Below are 21,521 nucleotides of genomic sequence, written 5' to 3'. Positions count from 1 at the left end.
CTATTGTAATAAAAAGTTAACAATTAAAATAATTCCGATAGCCAAAGACATGATGAGAACATAATTCTCTACATTTCCGTTCTGCAGTTTTTTTGCAGCCCGCCCGGAATCTTCGGCACCAATTCCGATAAAATCACTAAATTTATTCAGAACGCCTTTTTCGAACATATTTCCGCCGACACCAAGACCTTCGGTAAATTTCACAAAAGTTGCGTTGTACAATTCATCCAAAAATAATTTTTTGTTTGAAAGTCTTTCCCAACCACTGTATTTTTCATCTGGCAAAGCCATTTTTTTCTTGTTGACATAAATGTTTTTGACGATAAACCAAACCGTGAAGAACATCAAAACTGTCAATCCTAAAAGAATCATTTCGGTTCCAAAAGCAACTTCCGGAAGTTCGACATCGTAAACATAAATCGATTTCAACCAGTCTGCTAATTTCGAATAATTTCCGTGTCCGATAAAGTGAGGAAGATTAATGAAACCTCCAACGATTGATAATCCCGCCAAAACAATTAATGGAATCGTCATTGTTGAGGGACTTTCGTGAATATGTTTTTCCTGTTCAGGAGTTCCGCGGAATTCACCGTGGAAAGTTAAATAATAAGCTCTGAACATATAAATCGCCGTCATTGCTGCGATGGCAAACAGAATTAGCCAGATAACTGGACTCTTACCGTAAGCATTGGTCAGAATTTCATCTTTAGATATCATTCCGGAAAGGAAAGGAAATCCTGAAATCGCTAATGTTCCGATCAGGAAAGTAATATGAGTAATTGGAATTTTTTTCTTTAAACCGCCCATCAATCTCATATCCTGTTCGTCGCTCATTGCGTGAATAACAGAACCTGAACCTAAGAACAATAAAGCTTTGAAGAATGCATGCGTCATTAAGTGAAACATTGCAGTCGTATAAGCACCAACTCCAATAGCAACAAACATAAATCCTAACTGCGAAACAGTAGAGTAGGCGAGAACTTTTTTAATATCATTTTGCCGAAGTCCGATAAACGCCGCGACCAAAGCAGTAAGTAATCCTATGAAGAGAATTCCTTCTAAAGTTGTTGGAGCTAAGGAGAAAAGGAAGTTTGATCGAACCACCAAATAAATTCCGGCAGTTACCATGGTTGCAGCGTGAATCAACGCCGAAACCGGAGTCGGACCTGCCATCGCATCTGGAAGCCAGGTGAATAGTGGAATCTGTGCCGATTTCCCAACCGCTCCAATAAATAAACTTGAGGTGATGAATATAATTATTGTTGAATCTAATTCAAATTTTCCGGAGTTTTGAGCTACCGATAAAAAGTCAACCGCGTTGGTTTGATAAGCAATTGCTAAAATCCCGATGATCATTCCTAAATCTCCGATACGGTTCATGATGAACGCTTTTCTTGCAGCTGCACCATATTCTTCGTTCGTGTACCAGAAACCGATGAGTAAGTAAGAACACAATCCAACACCTTCCCAACCAATAAAAAGAATTAAATAATTGCTTCCCATTACCAAAAGTAACATGGAGAAAATAAATAAATTCAAGTATGTAAAGAACTTATAAAATCCTTTATCGTGGCTCATATAACCGATCGAGTAGAGGTGAATTAAAGAACCGATTCCCGTAATGATCATGATCATCATCAAAGAAAGCTGATCGATCTGAAATCCAAAATTAACCTGAATTCCACTAATTCTAAACCATTCAAATGCTCTTACGATCACGGGTTGTGATTCTGCATCAAACTTCAAAAATAAACTGACCGCAATGCAGAAAGAAGCAAAAACGACGAGCGTTGCAAAAATGCCAACCACCATTTTTGGCAGACTTTTTCCAAACAATCCGTTGATGAGAAATCCGATTAAGGGTAAAAGTATAATTGCGTAAACTAAATTTTCCATCCTCTATTTATCCTCTTAATTTATTAAAAATACTGATGTCTACAGATTTTGTGTTTCTGTACATCATGGCAATAATCGCCAATCCTACCGAAACTTCTGCGGCCGCAACAACCATGATAAAGAATACCAAAATCTGTCCGTTCCCGTCGCCTTTGTAACTGGAGAATGCTGCGAGTAAAAGATTTACAGAGTTCAGCATTAATTCTACACAACCCAAAATTATGATCGCATTTTTTCTTACCAAAACTCCCAAAACTCCTAAACAGAACATCACTGAGCACAGAATAATAAAATATTCCAGCGGCACGGCTTGTATAAATGAATTTCCTTCCATATAATCTAATTTCCTTTAAGTAAGAATTCACCTCAGATAAATTCCCACAATTTTTTTTATAAATCTTTTTTACCAATTAAGACTGCGCCAACAATTCCTGCAAAAATAAGCAGTGAGGCTAATTCAAAAGGCAAAACATATTCGTTAAATAATAATCGACCAAGATTTTTCGTTAAACCCACCGTTGAATCAACATCAGCTGCAGCAGCCTGAACTTTAAAACCTCTAAATGCTCCCAAAATTCCAATCAAAAGTAATCCGGCAGAAAAAACACCCACGAATTTCATGAGGTTTTGCTTTTTACTTTCGTCGGCTTTATTCAGATTCAGCATCATCAAAATATAAAGGAACAATACCATGATCGCTCCGGCATAAACGATGATCTGTACAATCCCAAGGAATTGCGCGTTCAATAAAATATATAATCCGGCGATAGAAAACATGGTAAGGATCAAAGATAAGATCGAGTACAATGGGTTTCTCGCAAATACAAAATAAACGGCGCTTGAAATTGCGATCAATGCCACAAAGAAAAATAATATCTGTTCCATTTATTTCATCATTTTTTCTTGCAACTCGCTTTGTCTCGCAGAAACATCGATTCTCGCGTTAATTTTTTCAACCAGTTTATCTTTTCCGTAGATGAAACTTCCTCTGTTTTCTTCCACATTAACCAGTTTGTCGGTCAAGTAAATCGCAGATTTCGGACAGGCTTCTTCGCACATTCCGCAGAATATACAGCGCAGCATATTAATTTCGTAAACTTTGGCATATTTCTCTTCGCGGTAAAGATCTCGTTCTTCTTTGGTACGTTCTGCAGCCGTCATGGTGATCGCTTCAGCTGGACAGGCAACAGCGCACAATCCACAGGCTGTACATCTTTCACGGCCTTCATTATCGAGTTTCAACACGTGTTCACCTCGCCAAATTTTCACTCTTGGACGTACTTCTTCAGGATAAGAAATGGTGGCTAATCCTTTTCCAAAAACCGTTTTAGCGGCATGACTGATGGTGATTTTCATCCCCTTAAAAATCGCGGGAATATAAATACTCTCCCCGAAAGTCATTTTTTTGTCCGAGACCACTTTCGATCTATTCGTTAATTTCATCTGCTTTCTTTATCTTTTTTTCTGAACAGAGGGAACATTTGGTTTCAAATGTTTCATTTTCAGAAATATTTTTATTCTTAATTAAGCAATCAATTTATCGCTTCTTTCCACATCTATACCCGCTTTTCACTATATCTTTTTTTCGTTCCTCAAAAAAGGATGCCGTTGCAATCGGGGCTAGAATTTAATTTGTTTTTTCTATTTAATTGAACACGCGCGCAACGCCTGTTCCTACCAATTTATTTCATAAAATGGTCGTACGCTAAGATAATTGCGCCGGTTGCCATTAAATTAAATAATGCGATCGGGATCAATTTCTTCCAGCCCAAATGCATTAACTGATCATATCTGAATCTTGGCAAAGTCCATCTGATCCACATAAATATAAAAATTCCAATAAATGTTTTCCCTAAGAAGGAAACTACCGATAAAATTCCGGCAGCGTTTTCGCCCCAATTATTCGTAACCCAGTCAATTCCGGGATAATTATAACCTCCAAGGAATAAAACCACGATCAAAGCATTCGAGATAAACATATTTACATATTCGCCAAACATATACAATCCTAATTTCATGGACGAATATTCTGTATGATAACCGTTAACCAATTCGTTTTCACATTCCGGTAAATCGAAAGGTGCTCTGTTCGTTTCAGCCAAAGCCGCAACAAAAAAGATGATGAAAGCGATCGGCTGATAAAAAATATTCCAGTTCATACCGGAAACTTCAGGGATGAAACCCCAGATCTTACCGTGAGTTTGCTGCTCAACGATTACTTTTAAATCTAAAGATCCGGCCATCATAATAATTGCGATGATCGAAAGACCCATTGCTAATTCATAAGAGATCATCTGTGAACTCGCACGAATTGCACCGATCAAAGAGAACTTATTGTTAGAAGCCCAACCACCGATCATAATACCGTACACGCCGATGGAAACCATTCCTACTAAATATAAAACACCAATATCGATATTGGCAACCTGCAGATCAAAAGAAGTTCCACCAATATTTAAGGTTTTCCCCCAAGGAATTACCGCTCCTGTAATAAGAGAGATAAACATAACGAGCGAAGGTCCTAAAATAAAGAGAAATTTTTCTGCAGCTGCGGGCGTAAAATCTTCTTTAAAGAAAAATTTTCCACCGTCGGCAAGCGGTTGTAAAAGCCCGAATGGCCCGGAACGGTTAGGTCCGACTCTGTCTTGCATAATTGCAGCAACTTTACGTTCTGCCCAGGTAGAGTAGGCTGCAACGGTAAGTGCCAGTATAAATAATACCAGTACAAGAATGATTTTAAAGGTTAATAATCCCATTATATATTATAAAATTTTACTCTGTAAAAAGAGCATTACATTAATCTAAAATTTTCGTCAGTTTTCACTGCAGATTCTACTTCATCCTGTGGACTCAGTTCTTTTGCATCCGGATTATCTAAAAGACTCACCATGTTTGATGGTTTTTCGTAGTGATTTAAGGAAATCACAGAATGTCTGTCGATATGTCTTGGACCTTCAATTGTCCAAAGTGCAACGTCTTTTCTATGAAATCTACATTCGTCGCAAATCCAGTCGATAATTTCGTCGTACTGATCTTTTCTCGCGGTGACACGAATGATCTCGTCTCCTTTCATCCAAAGAACCGCTTTACCTGAACATTTCTCACATTTACAAGTTCCGTTCACTGGTTTTGTAAACCACACTCTGCTTGCAAATCGCGAAGTTCTGTCGGTTAAAGCGCCAACAGGACAAACATCAATTACGTTTCCGATAAAATCGTTTTCCAAAGCTTTATTTAAATAAGTAGAAATTTCTGCAACTTCACCTCTAAATAAAATTCCGTGTTCTCTTTCTTCTGTTAATTGATTTGCTGCTAAAACACATCTCGCACACAAAATACAACGGTTCATGTGAAGTTTAATGTTGGGACCAATATCTTCCGGTTCAAAAGTTCTTCTTTCAAATTCTGTTCTTGTTCCCTCAACGCCGTGTTCGTAACCTAAATCTTGTAGATGACATTCACCTGCCTGATCACAAACCGGGCAATCTAAAGGGTGATTGATCAACAAAAATTCGGTTACTGCTTTTCTGGCTTCCTGAGTTTTTTCAGAAGTTAAGTTCTTTACTTCCATTCCGTCCATAACGCCGGTTCTACAACTCGCTACCAATTTTGGCATCGGTCGTGAATCTGCGTCAGAACCTTTAGAAACTTCTACCAAACAAGTTCTGCATCGTCCACCACTTGTTTCAAGCGGTTTATAATAGCACATTGCAGGCGGAACAGATTTTCCTCCGATCTGTCTTGCTGCTTCCAAAATGGAAGTTCCAGGCAAAACTTCGGTGGTTTGTCCGTCTATCGTTATCTTAAATTTTTTAATTTCTTCGCTCATTATCTATGAATTCAAAAATGAATTAATTATTTTTCTTTGTATTAAAAGTGTATCCCACCCCAAAAAGAACCTGTCCGAAAACAAAGTCCTGACTCGCCTTATCTGGCTTATTATTCAAAGTCGTTTTAATATCCCACATATTTATGTACCCAGCTTTTGCTTCGAGTCTTGCCATAAAATGATTCCAAAAAACCACATTTAAACTTGTTCTTACATCCGTTCCGATTCCCGCAACGTGAAAACGGTCGCTTCTTTCGTTCCCGAATAGTTTTACATTACTTTTTGGAAACATGGCTCCGATTCCGGCACCATAAGACCAAACTAAGTCAATATTTTTTTTATTAATAAGACTTTGATATTTCTCAAGACCTATATTTTCGTAGTTCAAACCATCGGTATGTTCAAATGTAAGAAAATTTTCATCTGATAAATCTACTTGTCCATTCTGTACATACGCTGCATAGACTGGATCGCTAATATTTCCAGAGAAATTAACTTTTTGATTCTGATCCATCACATATTTCATGTGATCAATTCCCAGAACTAAAGCTAAATTATCTTTCAAAAAATATCCTATTCTAATATCATATTGCGCTACCGTAAACCAGGCAGGATCGAAATATACAATTCCGAAAGGAGTTGGTCTGTCGTGCGCAACAACGTTATCGAGTTGAAAATCGTATCCGTTTCCTTTGAAGTGAATATCAGAATTACTAAAAGCGCCTCTGTTCCAACCAAAGAAAACAAATATTTGTCCTTCCTTCGTCAGTGGAGAATTTTTTCCCACGGACATTTCGAGGGTTGGATCATCCCTAAATTCTCTAATAATTGAATCGCCTTTTTTATTTTGTGCAAAAGTCAAATTCAAACCTATAAAAAGAAATATAAATACTTTAAAAAACTTCTTCATTGTTTTGATAAGACAAAATCTTATCTTCTATTTTTTTCAATAGGATTTTATCCTATTCTGTATTAAGCCGTCACTTCGTGACTAATTCAACGACTATATTAATTTACAGTTTCTGCAACCGGAATAGGATCTGCGTAATTTGCCAATCCATAATTTCTTGTTAAAGCTTCAGGATTATCAATATGCCACTCAAACTCATCACGGAAATGACGAATCGCTGCGGCAACCGGCCAGGCTGCTGCGTCACCTAACGGACAAATTGTATTTCCTTCGATTTTTCTCTGAACATCCCAAAGCAGATCAATGTCTGCCATTGTTCCCGTTCCGTTTTCCAGTTTGGTTAAAATTCTCCACATCCAACCGGTTCCCTCACGGCAAGGTGTACATTGTCCACAACTTTCGTGCATATAAAAATGCGCTAAAGTCAAAGTATGTTTTACGACACACTGGTCTTCATCTAAAACAATAAATCCGCCTGAACCCATCATGGTTCCAGTCGCAAAACCACCATCTGCAAGAGATTCGTAGTTCATTATTCTTGGTGCACCGTTGATCGTTTTCAGTAATAAGTTAGCAGGCACAATTGGCACTGAACTTCCACCAGGAATACAGGCTTTCAATTTTTTACCATTCGGAATTCCACCACAATATTCCTCAGAATAAATAAATTCCTCTACGGAAATAGTCATATCAATTTCGTAAACGCCGGGTTTATTAATGTTTCCACAAGCTGAAATTAATTTCGTTCCTGTAGATTTTCCAACACCAATTTTTGCATATTCAGCTCCGGTAATGTTAATGATTGGAACTACTGCCGCAATGGTTTCTACATTATTTACAACGGTCGGACATTCCCAAAGTCCTTTCACCGCCGGAAAGGGTGGTTTCAAACGAGGGTTTCCTCTTTTACCTTCAAGAGATTCTAAAAGGGCAGTTTCTTCACCACAGATATAAGCTCCCGCACCGCGGTGAACGAAAATCTCCAGATCGTATCCAATTCCTAAAATATTTTTCCCCAAAAATCCAGCTTTTTTAGCTTCTTCAATGGCTTCTTCCAAAATATCCGGAATCCAGGAATATTCTCCACGAATGTAAATATAAGCAGTATGAGCGCCCAAAGCGAAGGAGGAAATGATCATTCCTTCTATCAAAAGATGCGGAAGAAATTCCATTAAATACCGGTCTTTGAAAGTTCCCGGTTCAGATTCATCAGCATTTACTACTAAATATCTCGGTACGCCTTCTGGTTTTGCCAAAAAACTCCACTTTAATCCAGTCGGGAAACCTGCACCACCGCGACCACGAAGGCCGGAAGTTTTCACTTCTTCGGTTACTGCTTCAGGAGTCATTTTCAAAGCTTTTTCTACTGCGTCGTAACCGCCTTGTTTGCGATAAACGTCGAAATAGCGTATGCCTTCTATATGTGCGTCTTTAAGTAAAAGTTTTTTACTCATTGTTTATTAAAAATTAATCTAAAGCGAACTCTCCTGCTCTGCAAAGCTCCAGGATCTCGTCTACTTTTTCTTTTGTTAAATGTTCGTGATAAAATTTGCCCAATTGCATCATAGGTGCGTAACCGCAAGCGCCAAGACATTCTGCATTTTTTAAGGTGAAAAGTCCATCAGCTGTAGTTTCTCCGTTTTTGATGTTTAAAGTTTGCTTGATGTGATTAATGATCTCATCGCTCCCATTAAGCATGCACGGTCCGGTTTGACAAACTTCTAAAACGTATTTCCCAACCGGCTTCATGTTGAACATGGTGTAAAAAGTAGCAACTTCATACACTTCAATCGGTTTAATGCTTAAAAATTCAGCCACATAATCCATTACTGGAACCGATAGCCAGCCGCCGAAATCTTTTTGCGCTAAATGCAAAAGCGGGATCAAAGCAGATTTCTTCTTTTCTACCGGATATCTTGCGATTATTTTATGAGCCTGTTCTAATGTTTCAGGTTTAAAAGCTATATTTTCGCTCACTTTCTACTATTTTAAATTTTGAATTTTAGATGTAAAATCTAAAATTTCTTTCATTATCTGTTTTTTATTTCAGATTAATTATAATCTGAAATTTATAATTCGCTATGCGTCCAGCTCTCCTGCGATCACGTTCATGCTGCTTAATGTTACCACCGCATCAGAAATTACAGAACCTGTAATCATTTCCGGATAAGCCTGGTAATAAATAAAACAAGGTCTTCTGAAGTGTAATCTGTATGGAGATCTTCCACCATCACTTACGAGGTAAAATCCTAATTCTCCGTTTCCACCTTCTACGGCGTGATAAACTTCGCCTTTTGGAACTTCTGTTTCACCCATTACAATTTTGAAATGGTAAATCAGAGCCTCCATTTTTGTATAGACATCTGCTTTTTCTGGCAAATAAAATTCGGGAACATCTGCGTGGAAAGGTCCTTCCGGAAGATTATCCATCGCTTGCTGAATAATTTTTAAACTTTCCCACATTTCACCCTGGCGAACCATAAAACGGTCGTAGGTATCTCCGGCAGTTCCTACAGGAATATTAAAATCGAAATCTTCATAAGAAGAGTAGGGTGTTGCAACCCGTACATCGTAATCAACTCCGCAAGCTCGTAGATTTGGTCCTGTAAAACCGTAACTTAAAGCGCGTTCCGCTGAAATAGCGCCTGCACCAATCGTACGGTCCATGAAAATTCTGTTTCTCTCCAGTAAATCTCCGAATTCTTTAAATCTTGCCGGGAAAGTTTTTAAGAAATCACGAACCAGTTCATGAAATTTTGGGGTGAAATCTCTTTCAAATCCACCAATTCGTCCCATATTGGTCGTTAATCGCGCGCCGCAAACCTGCTCGTACATGTCGTAAATTTTTTCACGATCCTGAAACATATAAGTAAAGCCTGTTAAAGCACCAGTATCAACTCCAGTTACGGCGTTACATACAATGTGATCGGCTATTCGCGCCAATTCCATCATAATCACCCGCATGTATTGTACGCGTTTTGGAACTTCAACGCCCAGTAATTTCTCTACAGTCATGTGCCATCCAATATTATTGATTGGGGACGAACAGTAGTTCATTCTATCTGTTAAAGTGGTGATCTGAGTAAAGTTTCTTCTTTCAGATATTTTTTCGAAAGCACGGTGAATATACCCAACAGTCTGCTCGGAATGGAGAATTTTCTCCCCATCCATGGTCAGGATATTTTGAAAAATTCCGTGGGTTGCAGGGTGCGTCGGACCTAAATTAAGGGTGTATAATTGCCCATCAATCTGTTCCTGAGTTTCGTACTGCGTTAATATATTGGAGAGCGCGTTGTCTTTCATAATTTTTTGCTTTAAGCCTGAAGCTTTTTTCGATGAGCCTTTTTATCTGCCGAACATCACATCATCTTTATCCGTTCTGGTGCCATCTTCCAAAGGATATTGTTTCAGCATCGGATGGTAACCGAGACCTGGATCGTTCAAGATCACTCTTAAATCCGGATGGCCTTTAAATTTAATACCGTAAAAATCGAAAGTTTCGCGTTCCATCCAGTTTGCACCGGCAAATAAATCGGTCAACGAATCCACTTCTGCATTTTCAAAAGGCATGAAAGCTTTCAGACGGATCCGAAGATTTTCAACCAAATTATGTAAATGATAAATAACGCCTAATTCTTTTTCAGGGATTTCAGGATGGTGAATTCCACAGATATCGGTAAGAAAAGTAAAACCTAATGTGCTGTCTTTCATGTGATGAACAACTTTCTTAAGGTCCTGTTTTTTTATTTCTAAAGTTAACATTCCGTACGGTTCTGAACTTGTAATTACAGACTCCGGAAACTCTCTCGTAATAGCTTCTAAAACGAAATTATTGGTAAATTCCATAAATTAATTGATATTATAAGATTCCAATAAATCTTTGTATTGAGGAAGATCTCTCCTTCTTAAACTTTCACTTTCCGCTAAGGCTTGGACCTGCATAAAACCTTCTAAGATTTGTTCCGGTCTTGGTGGGCATCCGGGAACATAAACATCTACAGGAATTACTCGATCGATCCCCTGAAGAACGGAGTAAGAATCGAAAATTCCGCCGCTTGAAGCACAAGCTCCAACTGCAATCACCCATTTTGGTTCTGCCATCTGGGTATAAACTTCTTTCAAGATCGGTCCTAATTTTTTAGAGATCGTTCCGCAAACCATCAAAACATCGGCTTGTCTTGGGGAGAAACTCATTCGTTCTCCACCGAAACGTGCTAAATCATAGTTGGGTCCCATTGTCGCCATGAATTCAATTCCACAACATGATGTTGCGAATGGAAGTGGCCATAATGACAGGGAACGCGCCATACCGATCAGGTTATTTAAATTGGTAGCGAAGAAACCTTCGCCCTCAAGTCCGGGAGGAGCCGGAGCGTTGGTATTTATTTGTGGTGTATTTTCTGACATTTTAATTTAATTTTTTAAAAGAAACTTTAAATCAACTTCGTTTACAGGATTCAATTTTACTTGTCCCAGTCGAGAGCGCCCCGTTTTAGAACGTATAAAAATCCTAAAAAGAAAATGGCTACAAATGTAGAAACTGCTAAAAATCCTTCTAAACCGAATTCCCGGAAATTAACGGCATAAGGATAAAAGAATACGATTTCAATGTCGAAAAGCACAAAAAGGATCGCCGTTAAAAAATAGCGGATAGAAAAAGGAGTTCTTGCGTCACCTTCACTTTCTATACCACATTCGAACGATTTGTTTTTATTAACGGTACTATCTTGCTGTCTTGGTCCCAAAAAATGGGCGCCTAACAAAGAAATTCCTACAAAACCAATAGCAACCAAAGCTTGGATGATAATCGGTATATAATTTTCAGGTAAATTCATTACTACATTATTTTCTCAATCTGCAAATTTAACGAATAAAGATGTAAAAGGGAAATATATGCTTCGTAAATATGATTGAAAAAGACTATTTAGGTAATTTAGAACAGTTAAAAACAATTATTTTCTCCCCGTATCTTTAAGACGTTTCAGAACCAGATAAGCGATATATCCAATGTATAAAAACAGAAAACTTGCAAAAAGAATATTAATCACACTGTTGAGTCTTTCATCCTGAACCTGGAAGAACTGATTGTAGGCCATAAAGGCAATAATCATTGCGATATAAAAATAAAGTTGCTTTTTCATTTACTTAAAATTTCTTGATAATTGAGATCGGTGGAAGTTAATCTAATTAATTTCCATGGAGTAGGTTCGTCTGCGTTTGTGATTTACAATATCATAATCTTGCCAAAGGAGTTGAACGTTTTTATTTTCCTCTAACTCAGGATTGGTTTCTGCAAATTTAATCCCCATTTTACTGAATCTTAAGAAAATTTCTTTAAAAATAATAGAGGTTACGCCCCGTCTTTGGTAGGTTGGATGAATACCGATCAAATAGAAATTAGCACGGTCATTTTTCTTTCCGGCCTGTAAAAAATGCCACCAACCGAAGGGGAATAATTTGCCCTTAGATTTTTGCAATGCTCTGGAATAGGAAGGCATAGTGATTGCAAAAGCGACCAATTCATGATGTTCATCTTCTACGCAAACAATGTAATTTTTGTCGATAAAAGGGAAGTATTTTTCGCGGTAAGTTTTTATTTGTTCTGCTGAAATTGGAGTGTACGTAGAAAGTGTTTTGTAAGTTTCATCTAAAAGTTTGAACATCGGTTCTACCAAAGGCAAAATTTCATTTTTATTTTTGAAATTAATGACATTCAGCTTATATTTTTCTGCAATTAAACTGCTGAATTTTTCCACTTTTGCCGGCAAAACCGTAGGGTAATTCATTTCAAATTCTACCCATTCCTTTTCTTTGACCAAGCCTAATTTTTCTAAGTGCTGCGAATAATATTCGAAGTTATAAAGCCCGATCATGGTTGCCAGTTTTTCAAAACCCATGACCAGCATTCCTGCTTTATCAAGATTGGTAAATCCCATTGGACCTTCGATCATTTTGCTGTTTTTTTCTTTCGCCAGATCAACCGCCAAATTGATTAGCGCTTTTGAGACTTCGAAATCATCAATAAAATCGAGCCATCCAAACCTTACTTTATTAATGCCGAGTTCTGCTTCTTCCCGCGGATTCCACATCACGGCGATTCGCCCAACCAGCTTTTCGTTTTTGTAAGCTAAAAACTGTCTCGCAGTGCAGTAAGCTAAGGCAGGATTTTCTTTCGGATTCCAGATGTTCTTTTCATCATTGATCAATGGCGGAACATAATTGTCATTATTTTTATAAAGATCCATCGGAAAATGGACGAACTTTATTAAATCTTTTTCGCTATTTACTTCAATTATAGAAACTTCAGACATCTGTATTTTATTTAAAAAAACAAATATAAATCATTAATACAAATATAAAAACTTTGGCACGTTTTTTACACTTAGTGAGCCATTTCAAAATGTATAAAATATAAGTAAAAATGATAGGTTATTATGTAATTATTGGAGTTTCGATGCTCATAAGTTGGTTGGTTTCATCAAAACTGAAATCTAAGTTTGCGTATTATTCTCAAGTCCATCTTCGGAACGGAATGTCTGGCAAAGAAGTAGCAGAAAAAATGTTGCGGGACAATGGCATTAACGATGTTCAGGTAATTTCTGTACCAGGTCAACTGACCGATCATTATAATCCAGCAGAAAAAACGGTTAACTTGTCAGAAGGTGTTTACATGCAAAGAAACGCAGCCGCAGCAGCTGTTGCAGCTCACGAATGTGGACATGCCGTACAACATGCAGTAGGATATTCTATGTTGAAACTTCGGTCAAAGCTGGTTCCGGTGGTTAACATCAGTTCCCGGTTGATGCAGTTTGTTTTAATGGCAGGGATCTTCTTAATGTTTGCTACAAGAACGATTGATAATCCAAACGGTAACACGACTGTACTTGCGATCGGAGTAATATTGTTTGCTTTTACTACGCTTTTTTCCTTTGTAACGTTACCTGTAGAATATGACGCGAGTAACAGAGCTATGAAATGGCTAATAGATACAGGAACCGTTACTGCCGAAGAATATGTTGGCGTAAAAGATTCTTTAACGTGGGCCGCCAGAACTTACGTAGTTGCCGCTCTTGGTTCCCTAGCACAGCTTTTATACTGGGCGTCGATGTTGATTGGGAGAAGAGATTAAAAAGTAGCCAATTAGAAAGAATTAAGTTAAATAGAGATAAGATTCAGACTTCCAGTTAAAGAAATTTAAAAGAAATATTTTGCATCTCGGACAATTGTTCCGAGATGTTTTCTTTTTGGGAAGTGTGCACTTTCGCGATGATCCTGCATTGTTCTTCGGAAAGAAAATCCAGAATTTTGCCGTCGAATTTGTTTAGGAAAGTAAAGATCTGATTTTGGCGGTCGAAATCAAACTCGATTTCCAGATCACTTTCGAGGTCTTTGGTGATAATCTCGGATTCTTCCAGAGTCAGTTTCGCAGATTCTTTGTAAGCTTTGACCAAACCTGAAACTCCTAATTTTGTTCCGCCGTAATATCTTACTACAATTAATAAAACATTGGTGATTTCGTTGGCTAAAAGTTGGTTGTAAATGGGTAAACCTGCACTTCCATTCGGTTCGCCATCGTCATTTGCACGATAATTTTCGCCCAGAATTCCGAGCCGGAATGCAAAACAGTGATGCGTTGCTTTAGGATGTTCTCTTCGTATTTTTTCCAAACTTTCCTTCAATTCCAATTCGTCATTTACTGGGAAAGCATAGCCGATAAACTTGCTTCCTTTTTCTTTGAGCAAGATGTTTTCGATGGGTTTTTTGATCGTTTTGAAGCTGAAGTTTTCCAAAATATTTTTTAATTATATATTAGTTCACACAGTACTTTTAACCGCAAAAGTGACAAAAGAATTTTTCTTTAATGGTTAATCCAGAAGTGCGCAAAAATAAAAATCTATAGATCTTTAAACTTTTTTGACTTTTATGGTTTTAAATGATGTGTAATTTTATTATTTATTGCTGTAAAATTCAACAATATTGTCGCGTAAATTCTCAACCCTGTTCGGTTCAAAGTTAAAGTCCGGCGCTTTCGTCCCATTTAGTAAATTAAGATCTTCATTTTTAATGATCACGGCTTCATCCCAAAGATCCGCGTCAATAAATTGTTGCAAAGTAAAACTTCCACCTTCAACAATAATCGACTGAATCTGTTCTCCGTACAATTCCTGCATCAGATCTGCTAAAAAATTTTCCTTTTCTATTTTGATGAATTTTATATTTTCTTCTACTGAATTTTTCACTGCATTGAAGATCAAAGTTGGAGCTTCCTTATTATAAATTTTAAAATCCCGCGGGACTTTTAGATTCGAATCGATCAGAATTCTTATCGGATTTTTGCCCGAAATTTCTCTGGTTGTTAAACTTGCATTGTCGGTAAGTGCGGTTTTGCTTCCAATCAAAATAGCATGTTCCTGACTTCTCATCGTGTGAACGAATTGCTTCGATAACGAATTGCTTATCTGAGTTGCTTTGAAATCTTTGTCCAGAAATCCATCTTTGGATTGTGCCCATTTTAAAATGATGAAAGGTCTCTTCTTTTGGTGGAAAGTAAAAAATCTTTTGTTCAGATCCTGACATTCCTTTTCTAAAATACCCGAAATGACTTCAATTCCTGCCGCTTCTAAGATCTGCTGGCCTTTTCCGTTTACTTTTTCGTGCGAGTCCAAAATTCCAATAACGACTTTTTTGAAACCCATTTCTACAATTTTATTCGCACACGGTGGCGTTTTTCCAAAATGAGAACAAGGTTCGAGAGAAACGTAGATGGTGGAATCTTTTAATAAATCCTTATTCTGAACAGAATTGATCGCATTGATCTCTGCATGATTTTCTCCCGCTTTTTGGTGAAATCCTTCGCCAATAATTTGATCGTTGTGCACAATTACGCTTCCAACCAAAGGGTTCGGATACGTATTGCCCAACGCTTTTTTAGCGAGTTCGAGGCAGCGGTTCATATAAATTTCGTGGGTCATTTTTATTGCGTCGCTTTTAAGATTTTTTAATGAGAAAGAAAAAACACCCAACAATTTGCCGGGTGTTTGTCTTTTGATCGCTTTAATTACTTTCCGGAAGGAATTGCAGCGACTTTAATTTCAGGAATTTTATATTCGATCATGGTTGCCAGCAAATGATCTCTTTGTTTGGCCAAAGATTTTGCAGCAGATTTTAAATCTCCATAAACTCTCGTCGCGTAGGACAGAATAAGAAAGCTTTTCTGCGTTCCGTTACCGTAAGGTTTAAAACGGTAAATATTATATTCAATGTAAGAATCTCCTTTTTCCGGACTTTCAGAAATAAAATAATCGACTACATATTCTTTGCCATCAGGACTTTCGGTAACATTTACTTTCGCAAACTTGTCTTTCGTTTCCCGACTTTGTATCGATTCTACTTTTTGACGAACCGCTAACTCCATTTCAATTTCTTTATTAAAAAAAGAGAAATCCAGGATTTGCGTAAAATCTTCGATCCTTTCATCTCGCAACATATATTGCTGCCGGAAAAGCGTCTTTGAAGGTTGTTTGCTCCAACTCAAAAAATATTCACTGCCGTCATATTCGATCGGTCCGGGAACGGAAAGCAGATCTACCACATTTTCCTGAGCTTTCATAAAACTTAGGGAAGTGATGACCAGCAATAAAAATATCTTTTTTAACATCGTGGTTACTATTGATTTTCGCCCGACAGAATGCTGTGAAGACTTTGCTTCATGCTCTCGAGCTGAGATTTTTTGTCGTCGATTTTTTCGTATGTTTCTTTCAACAAAGGATTTTCCCGCGAAGAATTGCTGAAGAAGCCTAAGTTATTTTCCATTTTCACGATTTCAGCTTCCAGATCTCCAATTTGATTTTTGATCTTGCGGGCTTTGTCGGTCAATTGATTTTCAGATAAGCCTTCTTCTTTCAGGCTAAACTCATTAATTTTATTGAGTTTCAGCTTTTCTCTTAAAGTTTTATTGAAATCGGTATTGATCGAAATTTTTTCGCGCGGAACTTTTCCAATATTATTCCAGCTGGATTTAATATGTTCAATCTTTTCTACACTGCCTTCCTCGTCTGTAATTTCTTTCAGTTCGTCGAGAAGCTGTTTTTTAATTTTAAAATTTTCTTTCCAGTTGTCGCTGACGGCGTTATTTTTTTCTCTGAAATTATTGAAGAAGGTGTTACAGGCCTCGCGAAAATCGTCCCATACTTTATTCGTCATGCTTCGTGGAACGTGACCAATTTTCTTCCAGTCATCCTGAAGTTTTTTGAAAAGCGGAACAATAATTTCCCAGTCTTCAGAAAGCATATTGTCTTTTGCAGTTGCGATAAGTTTCAGCTTTTCTTCAAGGTTTGTTTGCTGGGAATGTTTGAGTCCTTTGTAAAATTCGTTTTTGGACGTATTGAAATTTCTTAAATGCTGCTTGAAATCATTCCAGTTCTGGTTAGAAACTTTGCGTGGAACGCTGCCTAATTTCAGAAATTCGCTTCTTAAGTCTTCAATCTTTTTGATGGAATTTTGCCAGTAATTGTGATTGGCTTCTTTTTCCGGCGAGGAGATCTTTTTAATTTCCTCTATAATTTTGTTTTTCTTCTCGAGGTTTTCGGTCTGTTCACCGTCGATCTGTGCAGAAAGTTCCGATTTTCGATCGTGGATCTTATTAGAGATCTCTTTGAATTCGTCCCAGGTTTTCTCCCGGAATTCTTCAGCCACAGGTTCTGCTTCTTCTTTCCAGAGTTTGTGCAGGTATTGCAACTCATTCAGCGCTTTTTGTACGGCAGGTTCTGTCTGAAGTTCTTTCGCTCGCTCAATAATATGCTGTCTTTTCTCCAGATTATGGGCATATTCCTGCTCCATATATTCCTTATTCATATCCAGCATTTGATAGAACTGATTCAAATGATGAAAATAATTGTTATTCAGAATTTTAAACTCTGATTTTGCCACTTGTCCGGCGTTTTTCCAGTCTTCTTTGATCACACGAATCGCTTTAAAAAGATTCGTCCCAACTTCGGTATTGGTGTAAAGTGTTTTTAAATTCTCGATAATACCCTGGCGTTCCTCTAAGTTTTTGCCGTGGTTTTCTTCTTGCTTTTTACTGTATTCGTCGTTCTTTTCCCGGAAAATATGGATCAAGCCAGAAAGTTTTGACTGCATTGGATGATGAGCATTAAAAGTCTCTTCGGGATTGCCGGCAGCTGCGAATTCACTTTTCTGATCTTCAATTTCGTCGTGAATAAGATGATTTGCCTGCTCTTTTAAATGATTGAAAGTTCGAAAATGAGCGCCTGCGTCGTCGTTGTTAACAAGCGTTTCCATTTCCTTTAGAATTTCGGACAGTGTTAAATTCGCCGCTGCTTCCAAATGAGAATCATCATTTTGATCTGCATTAGGTTCACCGTGATCTGCTTTTTCGGGATCAATTTCTGAAAGAACTTTTTCTGCGGGTGGAGTTTCTACCGATTTCTGAGTATCAACATCCGCCTGATGTTCTGGTTTTTCCTGTAAAACTTCAGATGATTTTTCTTCAGAAAGACTTTCGCTTTCAGTCGGAACTTCTTCTTCAGATGATGACGGGTTTTCAGCGCTGTTTTCCTCTGCGGGAACTTCGGCTTTATTTTCGGCAGAAACTTCCGCTTCATCTGTAGCAATTTCCTCCGAAGGATTTTCTGTAGAATTCTCTTCAGGTTTTTCGGAATTGTTTTCAGTCGAAACGTCTTCAGTTAAAGGTTTCTTTTCAGGTTGGTCAGAGATTGAATCTTCTGTGATCATAGCAAGCTTTTTATTAGAATTAAAGGGCAAAAATTATATTTTTTGCTTATAAAGTCATACAGAGCACTAAATTAACTTATTTTTTTTGAAAATTCCAAATTTCCCAATTTTTTTCTGCCTGCTGTTCAAGCATATAGTAACCGTTCACCGTTTTTGCATGTCTTTCTGAAGCTTTTTTAATGAATGATGTGTAGTTCGGATTGTAAATAAGATCGATAATTAAATGTTGATCCGTCATTCCTTCGAATGGAAAATCCAGGCAATCTTCAACATTCGGAAAGGTTCCAACCGGTGTGCACTGAATGATCAGCGTCTTTTTTGCAACAATCTCTTTCGTAATATTTTGAAAATTCAAGTCCGAATTTCTCGTTACTGTTTTATAGGGAATGTTATATTTTGACAAAACATACTGGACCGCTTTCGCTGCGCCACCATTTCCTAAGATCAAAGCTGAATTGTGAAAATCTTTACGGTGAACCAGGAGCGTTTTTTCAAAACCGAAAACATCAGTATTGAAGCCTTTTTTAATGTTGTCTTTGATCAAAATGCAGTTCACGGCACCAATTTTCGCAGCCTCATCACTCAGTTCATCTAAATAAGGAAGAATTTTTTCTTTGTACGGAATGGTAACATTCAAACCTATTAAATTGGGATCATCAAAAATAGCTGAAACTTCGGAAATATCATCCAGATCAAATACATGATACGAAACGTTTTTCAGCATCAATCGCTGAAATTTATCTTCGAAATATTTTTTAGAAAAAGAATGTGAAATATTTCTGCCGATGATGCCTAATTTCTGTTGGTGTTCCATTCTTCAAAAATAAAAAAAAAGACCAGTTAACAACTGATCTTTTAAGTGATTTATATTAAAATATTAATTTACTCAACGATAAATTTTGCAGAACTGTTTCCGGCTCTTAAAATATAGATTCCTTTGGGTAAATTTTTCAAAGTGATTCGGGAAGAATTTTTGAAGGGTTGAGGAATGTTCTGAACTAATTTGCCCGTAAAATCGAAGATCTGAGCGTTGGCAACATCCGATAAATTTTTACCGTTAACATTAAGTTGTCCGTTTCTCACAGGATTTGGGTAAATGGTTAATGCATTTTTGTTGATGCCACTTTCGTTTACCGCTGCAAGCGCGTAGCAAGTCCATTTCATATCATCGATTGCAACTCTGTTCGTCGTGCTCGTGTTTTGCAGTCTGATCTCTACGTTTCCGGAGAGGTTAATTCCTGTAACGGTTGTTGTAGTAATGTTTGAGCTGTATGGAATCGTTTTTCCAGTGTCAACGTCGTTAATAAAAATTTTCAAAATTCCGGCGCTTCCGCTGAATTTTAGTTGAGTAGTTACCGTTAGATCGCCAATTCCGTTCGGAACAGATAAGGCGGTAAGGAAACCGTTGCGGATCGTTATCGCTTTTTCGTTTAACGTTTGATCGGTCCGGGAATCAGCTGAAGTCCAGGAAATTCCATTGCTTGTCCAGTTATATGTAGAATACTGCGAGGCAGCTGCTGGGATAGAATCGAAGTTTTCGTCACCACAATTAATGCCGATGGCAACTGTTGTTGCAGTAATGGTATTGCTTTGAGGAGAAGCATTTCCGGCCGCATCTTTTGCTATTACATAAATAGAATAGGTTGTTGAAGGTTCTAAATTTGCAATGTTGGTAGATGTTGAATTCGTAGTGCCATATAATACTGCGTTTACATAAATATCATAAGACGCAACCTGCACGTTATCTGTGGCGGCAGTCCATTGCACCGAAATGCTATTTGATCCGACCGATCCTACGGTTAAATTCGTTGGCGCTGTTGGCGCTTCATTATCGGTTAAAGTTGTTCCTGTTGCCGTATTACTTTGTGGTGAAATATTACCTGAAGCATCCACCGCTATTACGTAAAAATTGAACGTTGTTCCTTGTGCCAGTCCTGAAACGGTAGCAGAATTAGAAGGTGAATTACTGTGGAAAGCACCGTTCACAAAAATTTTGTAATAAGACACTCCAATATTATCAGTTGAAGCCGTCCAGCTTAAGTTTGCAGATGCGGTAGAAGTTGAAACTACGGCTAAATTGGTTGGTGTTGAAGGTGCTTCGTTATCAACAACCTGCGTTCCCCAAATTTGCTGCACCCATTCCGGATGATCGATAAAAGGATTTCTGTTATTTTGAAAAACGTATGATGCATTATTTCTTTCAATTTCAGTCGGAGAAACCGGATCCTGAGTTGTCCATCCGATCAGCACGTCTTTTTCCCAAGCCTGTAAACCTGGGTAAGGAGTGTTGCCCAACATATTTCCCGAACTAAATCCGGAAAGTTGACTTTCATATCTTGTTACAAAATACAAGATCATTCTGGCGATATCTCCTTTAAATTCGTCAATGGGTTCGCAAGCAGAACCGGAATATCCTGGTGAAGTACTGTTTCCAACTTTGGTTCCGTTTTTAGAAGTAAATGAGGGATTGCTTACCAAACCGAAAGGATAATTGCTTCTCATTCCATTTACTTTTCCATCGGTTGGACGAATAAAATTAATATCAGAAACCATTGGCGGTTGGGAACCAAAAAGACTTTGTGGAACTACGTGTTCTCTGTTATAGCAATCGCCTTCAGCACTGTAATTACCGCATCTTTTTACGCCGTGCTGGTAATTGTAAGGATCTGTTCCGGCAGGATTTTCAGAATACATATCTAAAACAGAACCGTCGTTTTCGTAATAATGATCTTTATCGGTTGTTGGGTAACCATCGTAAAGTCCACCGTAGCCGTGATCTTGAGCTCCCGCTGTAATGATCTGGCTTAGTTTAGATTTTAGAGCAGCACCGGTTAATCCGTTTGTACCGTCGTAATAAGTGGCTGGAGCCTGCGCAAATCCGAAGGAAAAGAGAAGACCCAGTAACAGAGTAGTGATTTTTTTCATAATGATCTAAAAATAAATTAGGACGGCAAAGGTAAATAAAAATCGAGACGAAAAGTAAAATTCAGATTACTATTATGTTAAATCTGAATTTTCTTAAATTTTTCAACGCTTTTATTAAATATATGATATTGAAGATAGGAAAAAAGGAAAAAAGAGTACACAAAAAAACCGACGTTAAAAACAGCGGCTAAGTAAAACTATCAAAAA

The 21,521-nt window shown here is 37.7% G+C and carries 22 protein-coding genes; 1 reads left to right on the top strand and 21 read right to left on the bottom strand.

All coding sequences use genetic code 11. From position 1 onward, the window contains the following. From nuoL to ACZ9HT_RS06220, 15 genes are all read right to left on the bottom strand, one after another. On the bottom strand, window positions 1-1,896 hold the full coding sequence (nuoL, locus tag ACZ9HT_RS06290; protein ID WP_476039610.1) for an NADH-quinone oxidoreductase subunit L: 1,896 nt from the start codon (window positions 1,894-1,896) through the stop codon (window positions 1-3). A gap of 7 nt (window positions 1,897-1,903) precedes the next feature. Further along, window positions 1,904-2,230 carry an NADH-quinone oxidoreductase subunit NuoK gene (gene nuoK / locus ACZ9HT_RS06285; protein WP_476039609.1) on the bottom strand — a complete coding sequence of 109 codons (327 nt, stop codon included), beginning with the start codon at window positions 2,228-2,230 and terminating at the stop codon, window positions 1,904-1,906. Between the two features lie 56 nt (window positions 2,231-2,286). Further along, a complete protein-coding gene (locus ACZ9HT_RS06280) occupies window positions 2,287-2,781 on the bottom strand; it encodes an NADH-quinone oxidoreductase subunit J family protein (RefSeq protein ID WP_476039608.1) in 495 nt (164 codons plus the stop codon). Then, a complete protein-coding gene (locus ACZ9HT_RS06275; protein WP_476039607.1) occupies window positions 2,782-3,339 on the bottom strand; it encodes a NuoI/complex I 23 kDa subunit family protein in 558 nt (185 codons plus the stop codon). Window positions 3,340-3,578: 239 nt separating this feature from the next. After that, window positions 3,579-4,652, bottom strand: coding sequence for an NADH-quinone oxidoreductase subunit NuoH (nuoH, locus tag ACZ9HT_RS06270; RefSeq protein ID WP_476039606.1), 1,074 nt, complete (start codon window positions 4,650-4,652; stop codon window positions 3,579-3,581). A 35-nt stretch (window positions 4,653-4,687) separates the two neighbouring features. After that, entirely contained in the window at window positions 4,688-5,725 is a 1,038-nt protein-coding gene (locus tag ACZ9HT_RS06265; RefSeq protein WP_476039605.1) for an NADH-quinone oxidoreductase subunit G, read from the bottom strand. A gap of 22 nt (window positions 5,726-5,747) precedes the next feature. Then, window positions 5,748-6,635 (bottom strand): hypothetical protein, encoded by an 888-nt coding sequence (locus tag ACZ9HT_RS06260; protein ID WP_476039604.1) that lies wholly within the window; start codon window positions 6,633-6,635, stop codon window positions 5,748-5,750. A gap of 98 nt (window positions 6,636-6,733) precedes the next feature. Beyond that, window positions 6,734-8,089, bottom strand: a complete 1,356-nt coding sequence (gene nuoF, locus ACZ9HT_RS06255; RefSeq protein WP_476039603.1) for an NADH-quinone oxidoreductase subunit NuoF — start codon at window positions 8,087-8,089, stop codon at window positions 6,734-6,736. Window positions 8,090-8,102: 13 nt separating this feature from the next. Beyond that, window positions 8,103-8,612 carry an NADH-quinone oxidoreductase subunit NuoE family protein gene (locus ACZ9HT_RS06250; protein ID WP_476039602.1) on the bottom strand — a complete coding sequence of 170 codons (510 nt, stop codon included), beginning with the start codon at window positions 8,610-8,612 and terminating at the stop codon, window positions 8,103-8,105. 102 nt (window positions 8,613-8,714) lie between these two features. Beyond that, the gene (gene nuoD / locus ACZ9HT_RS06245; RefSeq protein ID WP_476039601.1) at window positions 8,715-9,938 is read right to left on the bottom strand and encodes an NADH dehydrogenase (quinone) subunit D; all 1,224 of its coding nucleotides are present in this window, start codon (window positions 9,936-9,938) and stop codon (window positions 8,715-8,717) included. A gap of 42 nt (window positions 9,939-9,980) precedes the next feature. Continuing rightward, window positions 9,981-10,481, bottom strand: a complete 501-nt coding sequence (locus tag ACZ9HT_RS06240; RefSeq protein ID WP_476039600.1) for an NADH-quinone oxidoreductase subunit C — start codon at window positions 10,479-10,481, stop codon at window positions 9,981-9,983. A gap of 3 nt (window positions 10,482-10,484) precedes the next feature. Then, window positions 10,485-11,042, bottom strand: coding sequence for an NADH-quinone oxidoreductase subunit B (locus tag ACZ9HT_RS06235; RefSeq protein WP_476039599.1), 558 nt, complete (start codon window positions 11,040-11,042; stop codon window positions 10,485-10,487). Between the two features lie 56 nt (window positions 11,043-11,098). Further along, on the bottom strand, window positions 11,099-11,470 hold the full coding sequence (locus ACZ9HT_RS06230) for an NADH-quinone oxidoreductase subunit A (RefSeq protein ID WP_476039598.1): 372 nt from the start codon (window positions 11,468-11,470) through the stop codon (window positions 11,099-11,101). 117 nt (window positions 11,471-11,587) lie between these two features. Continuing rightward, entirely contained in the window at window positions 11,588-11,776 is a 189-nt protein-coding gene (locus tag ACZ9HT_RS06225; RefSeq protein WP_476039597.1) for a hypothetical protein, read from the bottom strand. 42 nt (window positions 11,777-11,818) lie between these two features. Beyond that, a complete protein-coding gene (locus tag ACZ9HT_RS06220) occupies window positions 11,819-12,946 on the bottom strand; it encodes a GNAT family N-acetyltransferase (RefSeq protein WP_476039596.1) in 1,128 nt (375 codons plus the stop codon). 110 nt (window positions 12,947-13,056) lie between these two features. On the opposite strand from ACZ9HT_RS06220, the gene ACZ9HT_RS06215 reads away from it, so the two are divergent. Continuing rightward, entirely contained in the window at window positions 13,057-13,764 is a 708-nt protein-coding gene (locus tag ACZ9HT_RS06215) for a zinc metallopeptidase (RefSeq protein WP_476039595.1), read from the top strand. Between the two features lie 55 nt (window positions 13,765-13,819). On the opposite strand, the gene ACZ9HT_RS06210 is transcribed toward ACZ9HT_RS06215, so the two are convergent. The 6 genes from ACZ9HT_RS06210 to ACZ9HT_RS06185 form a co-directional block, all read right to left on the bottom strand. Then, the gene (locus tag ACZ9HT_RS06210) at window positions 13,820-14,425 is read right to left on the bottom strand and encodes an IMPACT family protein (protein ID WP_476039594.1); all 606 of its coding nucleotides are present in this window, start codon (window positions 14,423-14,425) and stop codon (window positions 13,820-13,822) included. Between the two features lie 159 nt (window positions 14,426-14,584). Next, window positions 14,585-15,607 (bottom strand): bifunctional diaminohydroxyphosphoribosylaminopyrimidine deaminase/5-amino-6-(5-phosphoribosylamino)uracil reductase RibD, encoded by a 1,023-nt coding sequence (ribD, locus tag ACZ9HT_RS06205; RefSeq protein WP_476039593.1) that lies wholly within the window; start codon window positions 15,605-15,607, stop codon window positions 14,585-14,587. Window positions 15,608-15,693: 86 nt separating this feature from the next. After that, window positions 15,694-16,293 carry a hypothetical protein gene (locus tag ACZ9HT_RS06200; RefSeq protein WP_476039592.1) on the bottom strand — a complete coding sequence of 200 codons (600 nt, stop codon included), beginning with the start codon at window positions 16,291-16,293 and terminating at the stop codon, window positions 15,694-15,696. An 8-nt stretch (window positions 16,294-16,301) separates the two neighbouring features. Next, the gene (locus tag ACZ9HT_RS06195; protein WP_476039591.1) at window positions 16,302-18,389 is read right to left on the bottom strand and encodes a DUF349 domain-containing protein; all 2,088 of its coding nucleotides are present in this window, start codon (window positions 18,387-18,389) and stop codon (window positions 16,302-16,304) included. A 76-nt stretch (window positions 18,390-18,465) separates the two neighbouring features. Further along, window positions 18,466-19,203, bottom strand: a complete 738-nt coding sequence (locus tag ACZ9HT_RS06190) for a shikimate dehydrogenase family protein (RefSeq protein WP_476039590.1) — start codon at window positions 19,201-19,203, stop codon at window positions 18,466-18,468. Between the two features lie 68 nt (window positions 19,204-19,271). Then, window positions 19,272-21,314, bottom strand: a complete 2,043-nt coding sequence (locus tag ACZ9HT_RS06185) for an endonuclease (protein ID WP_476039589.1) — start codon at window positions 21,312-21,314, stop codon at window positions 19,272-19,274. Between the last annotated feature and the right edge of the window lie 207 nt (window positions 21,315-21,521).

It is taken from the genome of Chryseobacterium sp. UYP7 (assembly GCF_056279225.1).
The sequence above is the reverse complement of the archived record's forward strand: the minus strand, read 5'-3'. Positions and strand labels throughout refer to the sequence as shown.

Bases quoted from the DNA above. Each gene is read 5' to 3' on its own strand.
- nuoL (WP_476039610.1), bottom strand. From the start codon at position 1,896: ATGGAAAATTTAGTTTACGCAATTATACTTTTACCCTTAATCGGATTT.
- nuoK (WP_476039609.1), bottom strand. From the start codon at position 2,230: ATGGAAGGAAATTCATTTATACAAGCCGTGCCGCTGGAATATTTTATT.
- ACZ9HT_RS06280 (WP_476039608.1), bottom strand. From the start codon at position 2,781: ATGGAACAGATATTATTTTTCTTTGTGGCATTGATCGCAATTTCAAGC.
- ACZ9HT_RS06275 (WP_476039607.1), bottom strand. From the start codon at position 3,339: ATGAAATTAACGAATAGATCGAAAGTGGTCTCGGACAAAAAAATGACT.
- nuoH (WP_476039606.1), bottom strand. From the start codon at position 4,652: ATGGGATTATTAACCTTTAAAATCATTCTTGTACTGGTATTATTTATA.
- ACZ9HT_RS06265 (WP_476039605.1), bottom strand. From the start codon at position 5,725: ATGAGCGAAGAAATTAAAAAATTTAAGATAACGATAGACGGACAAACC.
- ACZ9HT_RS06260 (WP_476039604.1), bottom strand. From the start codon at position 6,635: ATGAAGAAGTTTTTTAAAGTATTTATATTTCTTTTTATAGGTTTGAAT.
- nuoF (WP_476039603.1), bottom strand. From the start codon at position 8,089: ATGAGTAAAAAACTTTTACTTAAAGACGCACATATAGAAGGCATACGC.
- nuoD (WP_476039601.1), bottom strand. From the start codon at position 9,938: ATGAAAGACAACGCGCTCTCCAATATATTAACGCAGTACGAAACTCAG.
- ACZ9HT_RS06240 (WP_476039600.1), bottom strand. From the start codon at position 10,481: ATGGAATTTACCAATAATTTCGTTTTAGAAGCTATTACGAGAGAGTTT.
- ACZ9HT_RS06235 (WP_476039599.1), bottom strand. From the start codon at position 11,042: ATGTCAGAAAATACACCACAAATAAATACCAACGCTCCGGCTCCTCCC.
- ACZ9HT_RS06230 (WP_476039598.1), bottom strand. From the start codon at position 11,470: ATGAATTTACCTGAAAATTATATACCGATTATCATCCAAGCTTTGGTT.
- ACZ9HT_RS06225 (WP_476039597.1), bottom strand. From the start codon at position 11,776: ATGAAAAAGCAACTTTATTTTTATATCGCAATGATTATTGCCTTTATG.
- ACZ9HT_RS06220 (WP_476039596.1), bottom strand. From the start codon at position 12,946: ATGTCTGAAGTTTCTATAATTGAAGTAAATAGCGAAAAAGATTTAATA.
- ACZ9HT_RS06215 (WP_476039595.1), top strand. From the start codon at position 13,057: ATGATAGGTTATTATGTAATTATTGGAGTTTCGATGCTCATAAGTTGG.
- ribD (WP_476039593.1), bottom strand. From the start codon at position 15,607: ATGACCCACGAAATTTATATGAACCGCTGCCTCGAACTCGCTAAAAAA.
- ACZ9HT_RS06200 (WP_476039592.1), bottom strand. From the start codon at position 16,293: ATGTTAAAAAAGATATTTTTATTGCTGGTCATCACTTCCCTAAGTTTT.
- ACZ9HT_RS06195 (WP_476039591.1), bottom strand. From the start codon at position 18,389: ATGATCACAGAAGATTCAATCTCTGACCAACCTGAAAAGAAACCTTTA.
- ACZ9HT_RS06190 (WP_476039590.1), bottom strand. From the start codon at position 19,203: ATGGAACACCAACAGAAATTAGGCATCATCGGCAGAAATATTTCACAT.
- ACZ9HT_RS06185 (WP_476039589.1), bottom strand. From the start codon at position 21,314: ATGAAAAAAATCACTACTCTGTTACTGGGTCTTCTCTTTTCCTTCGGA.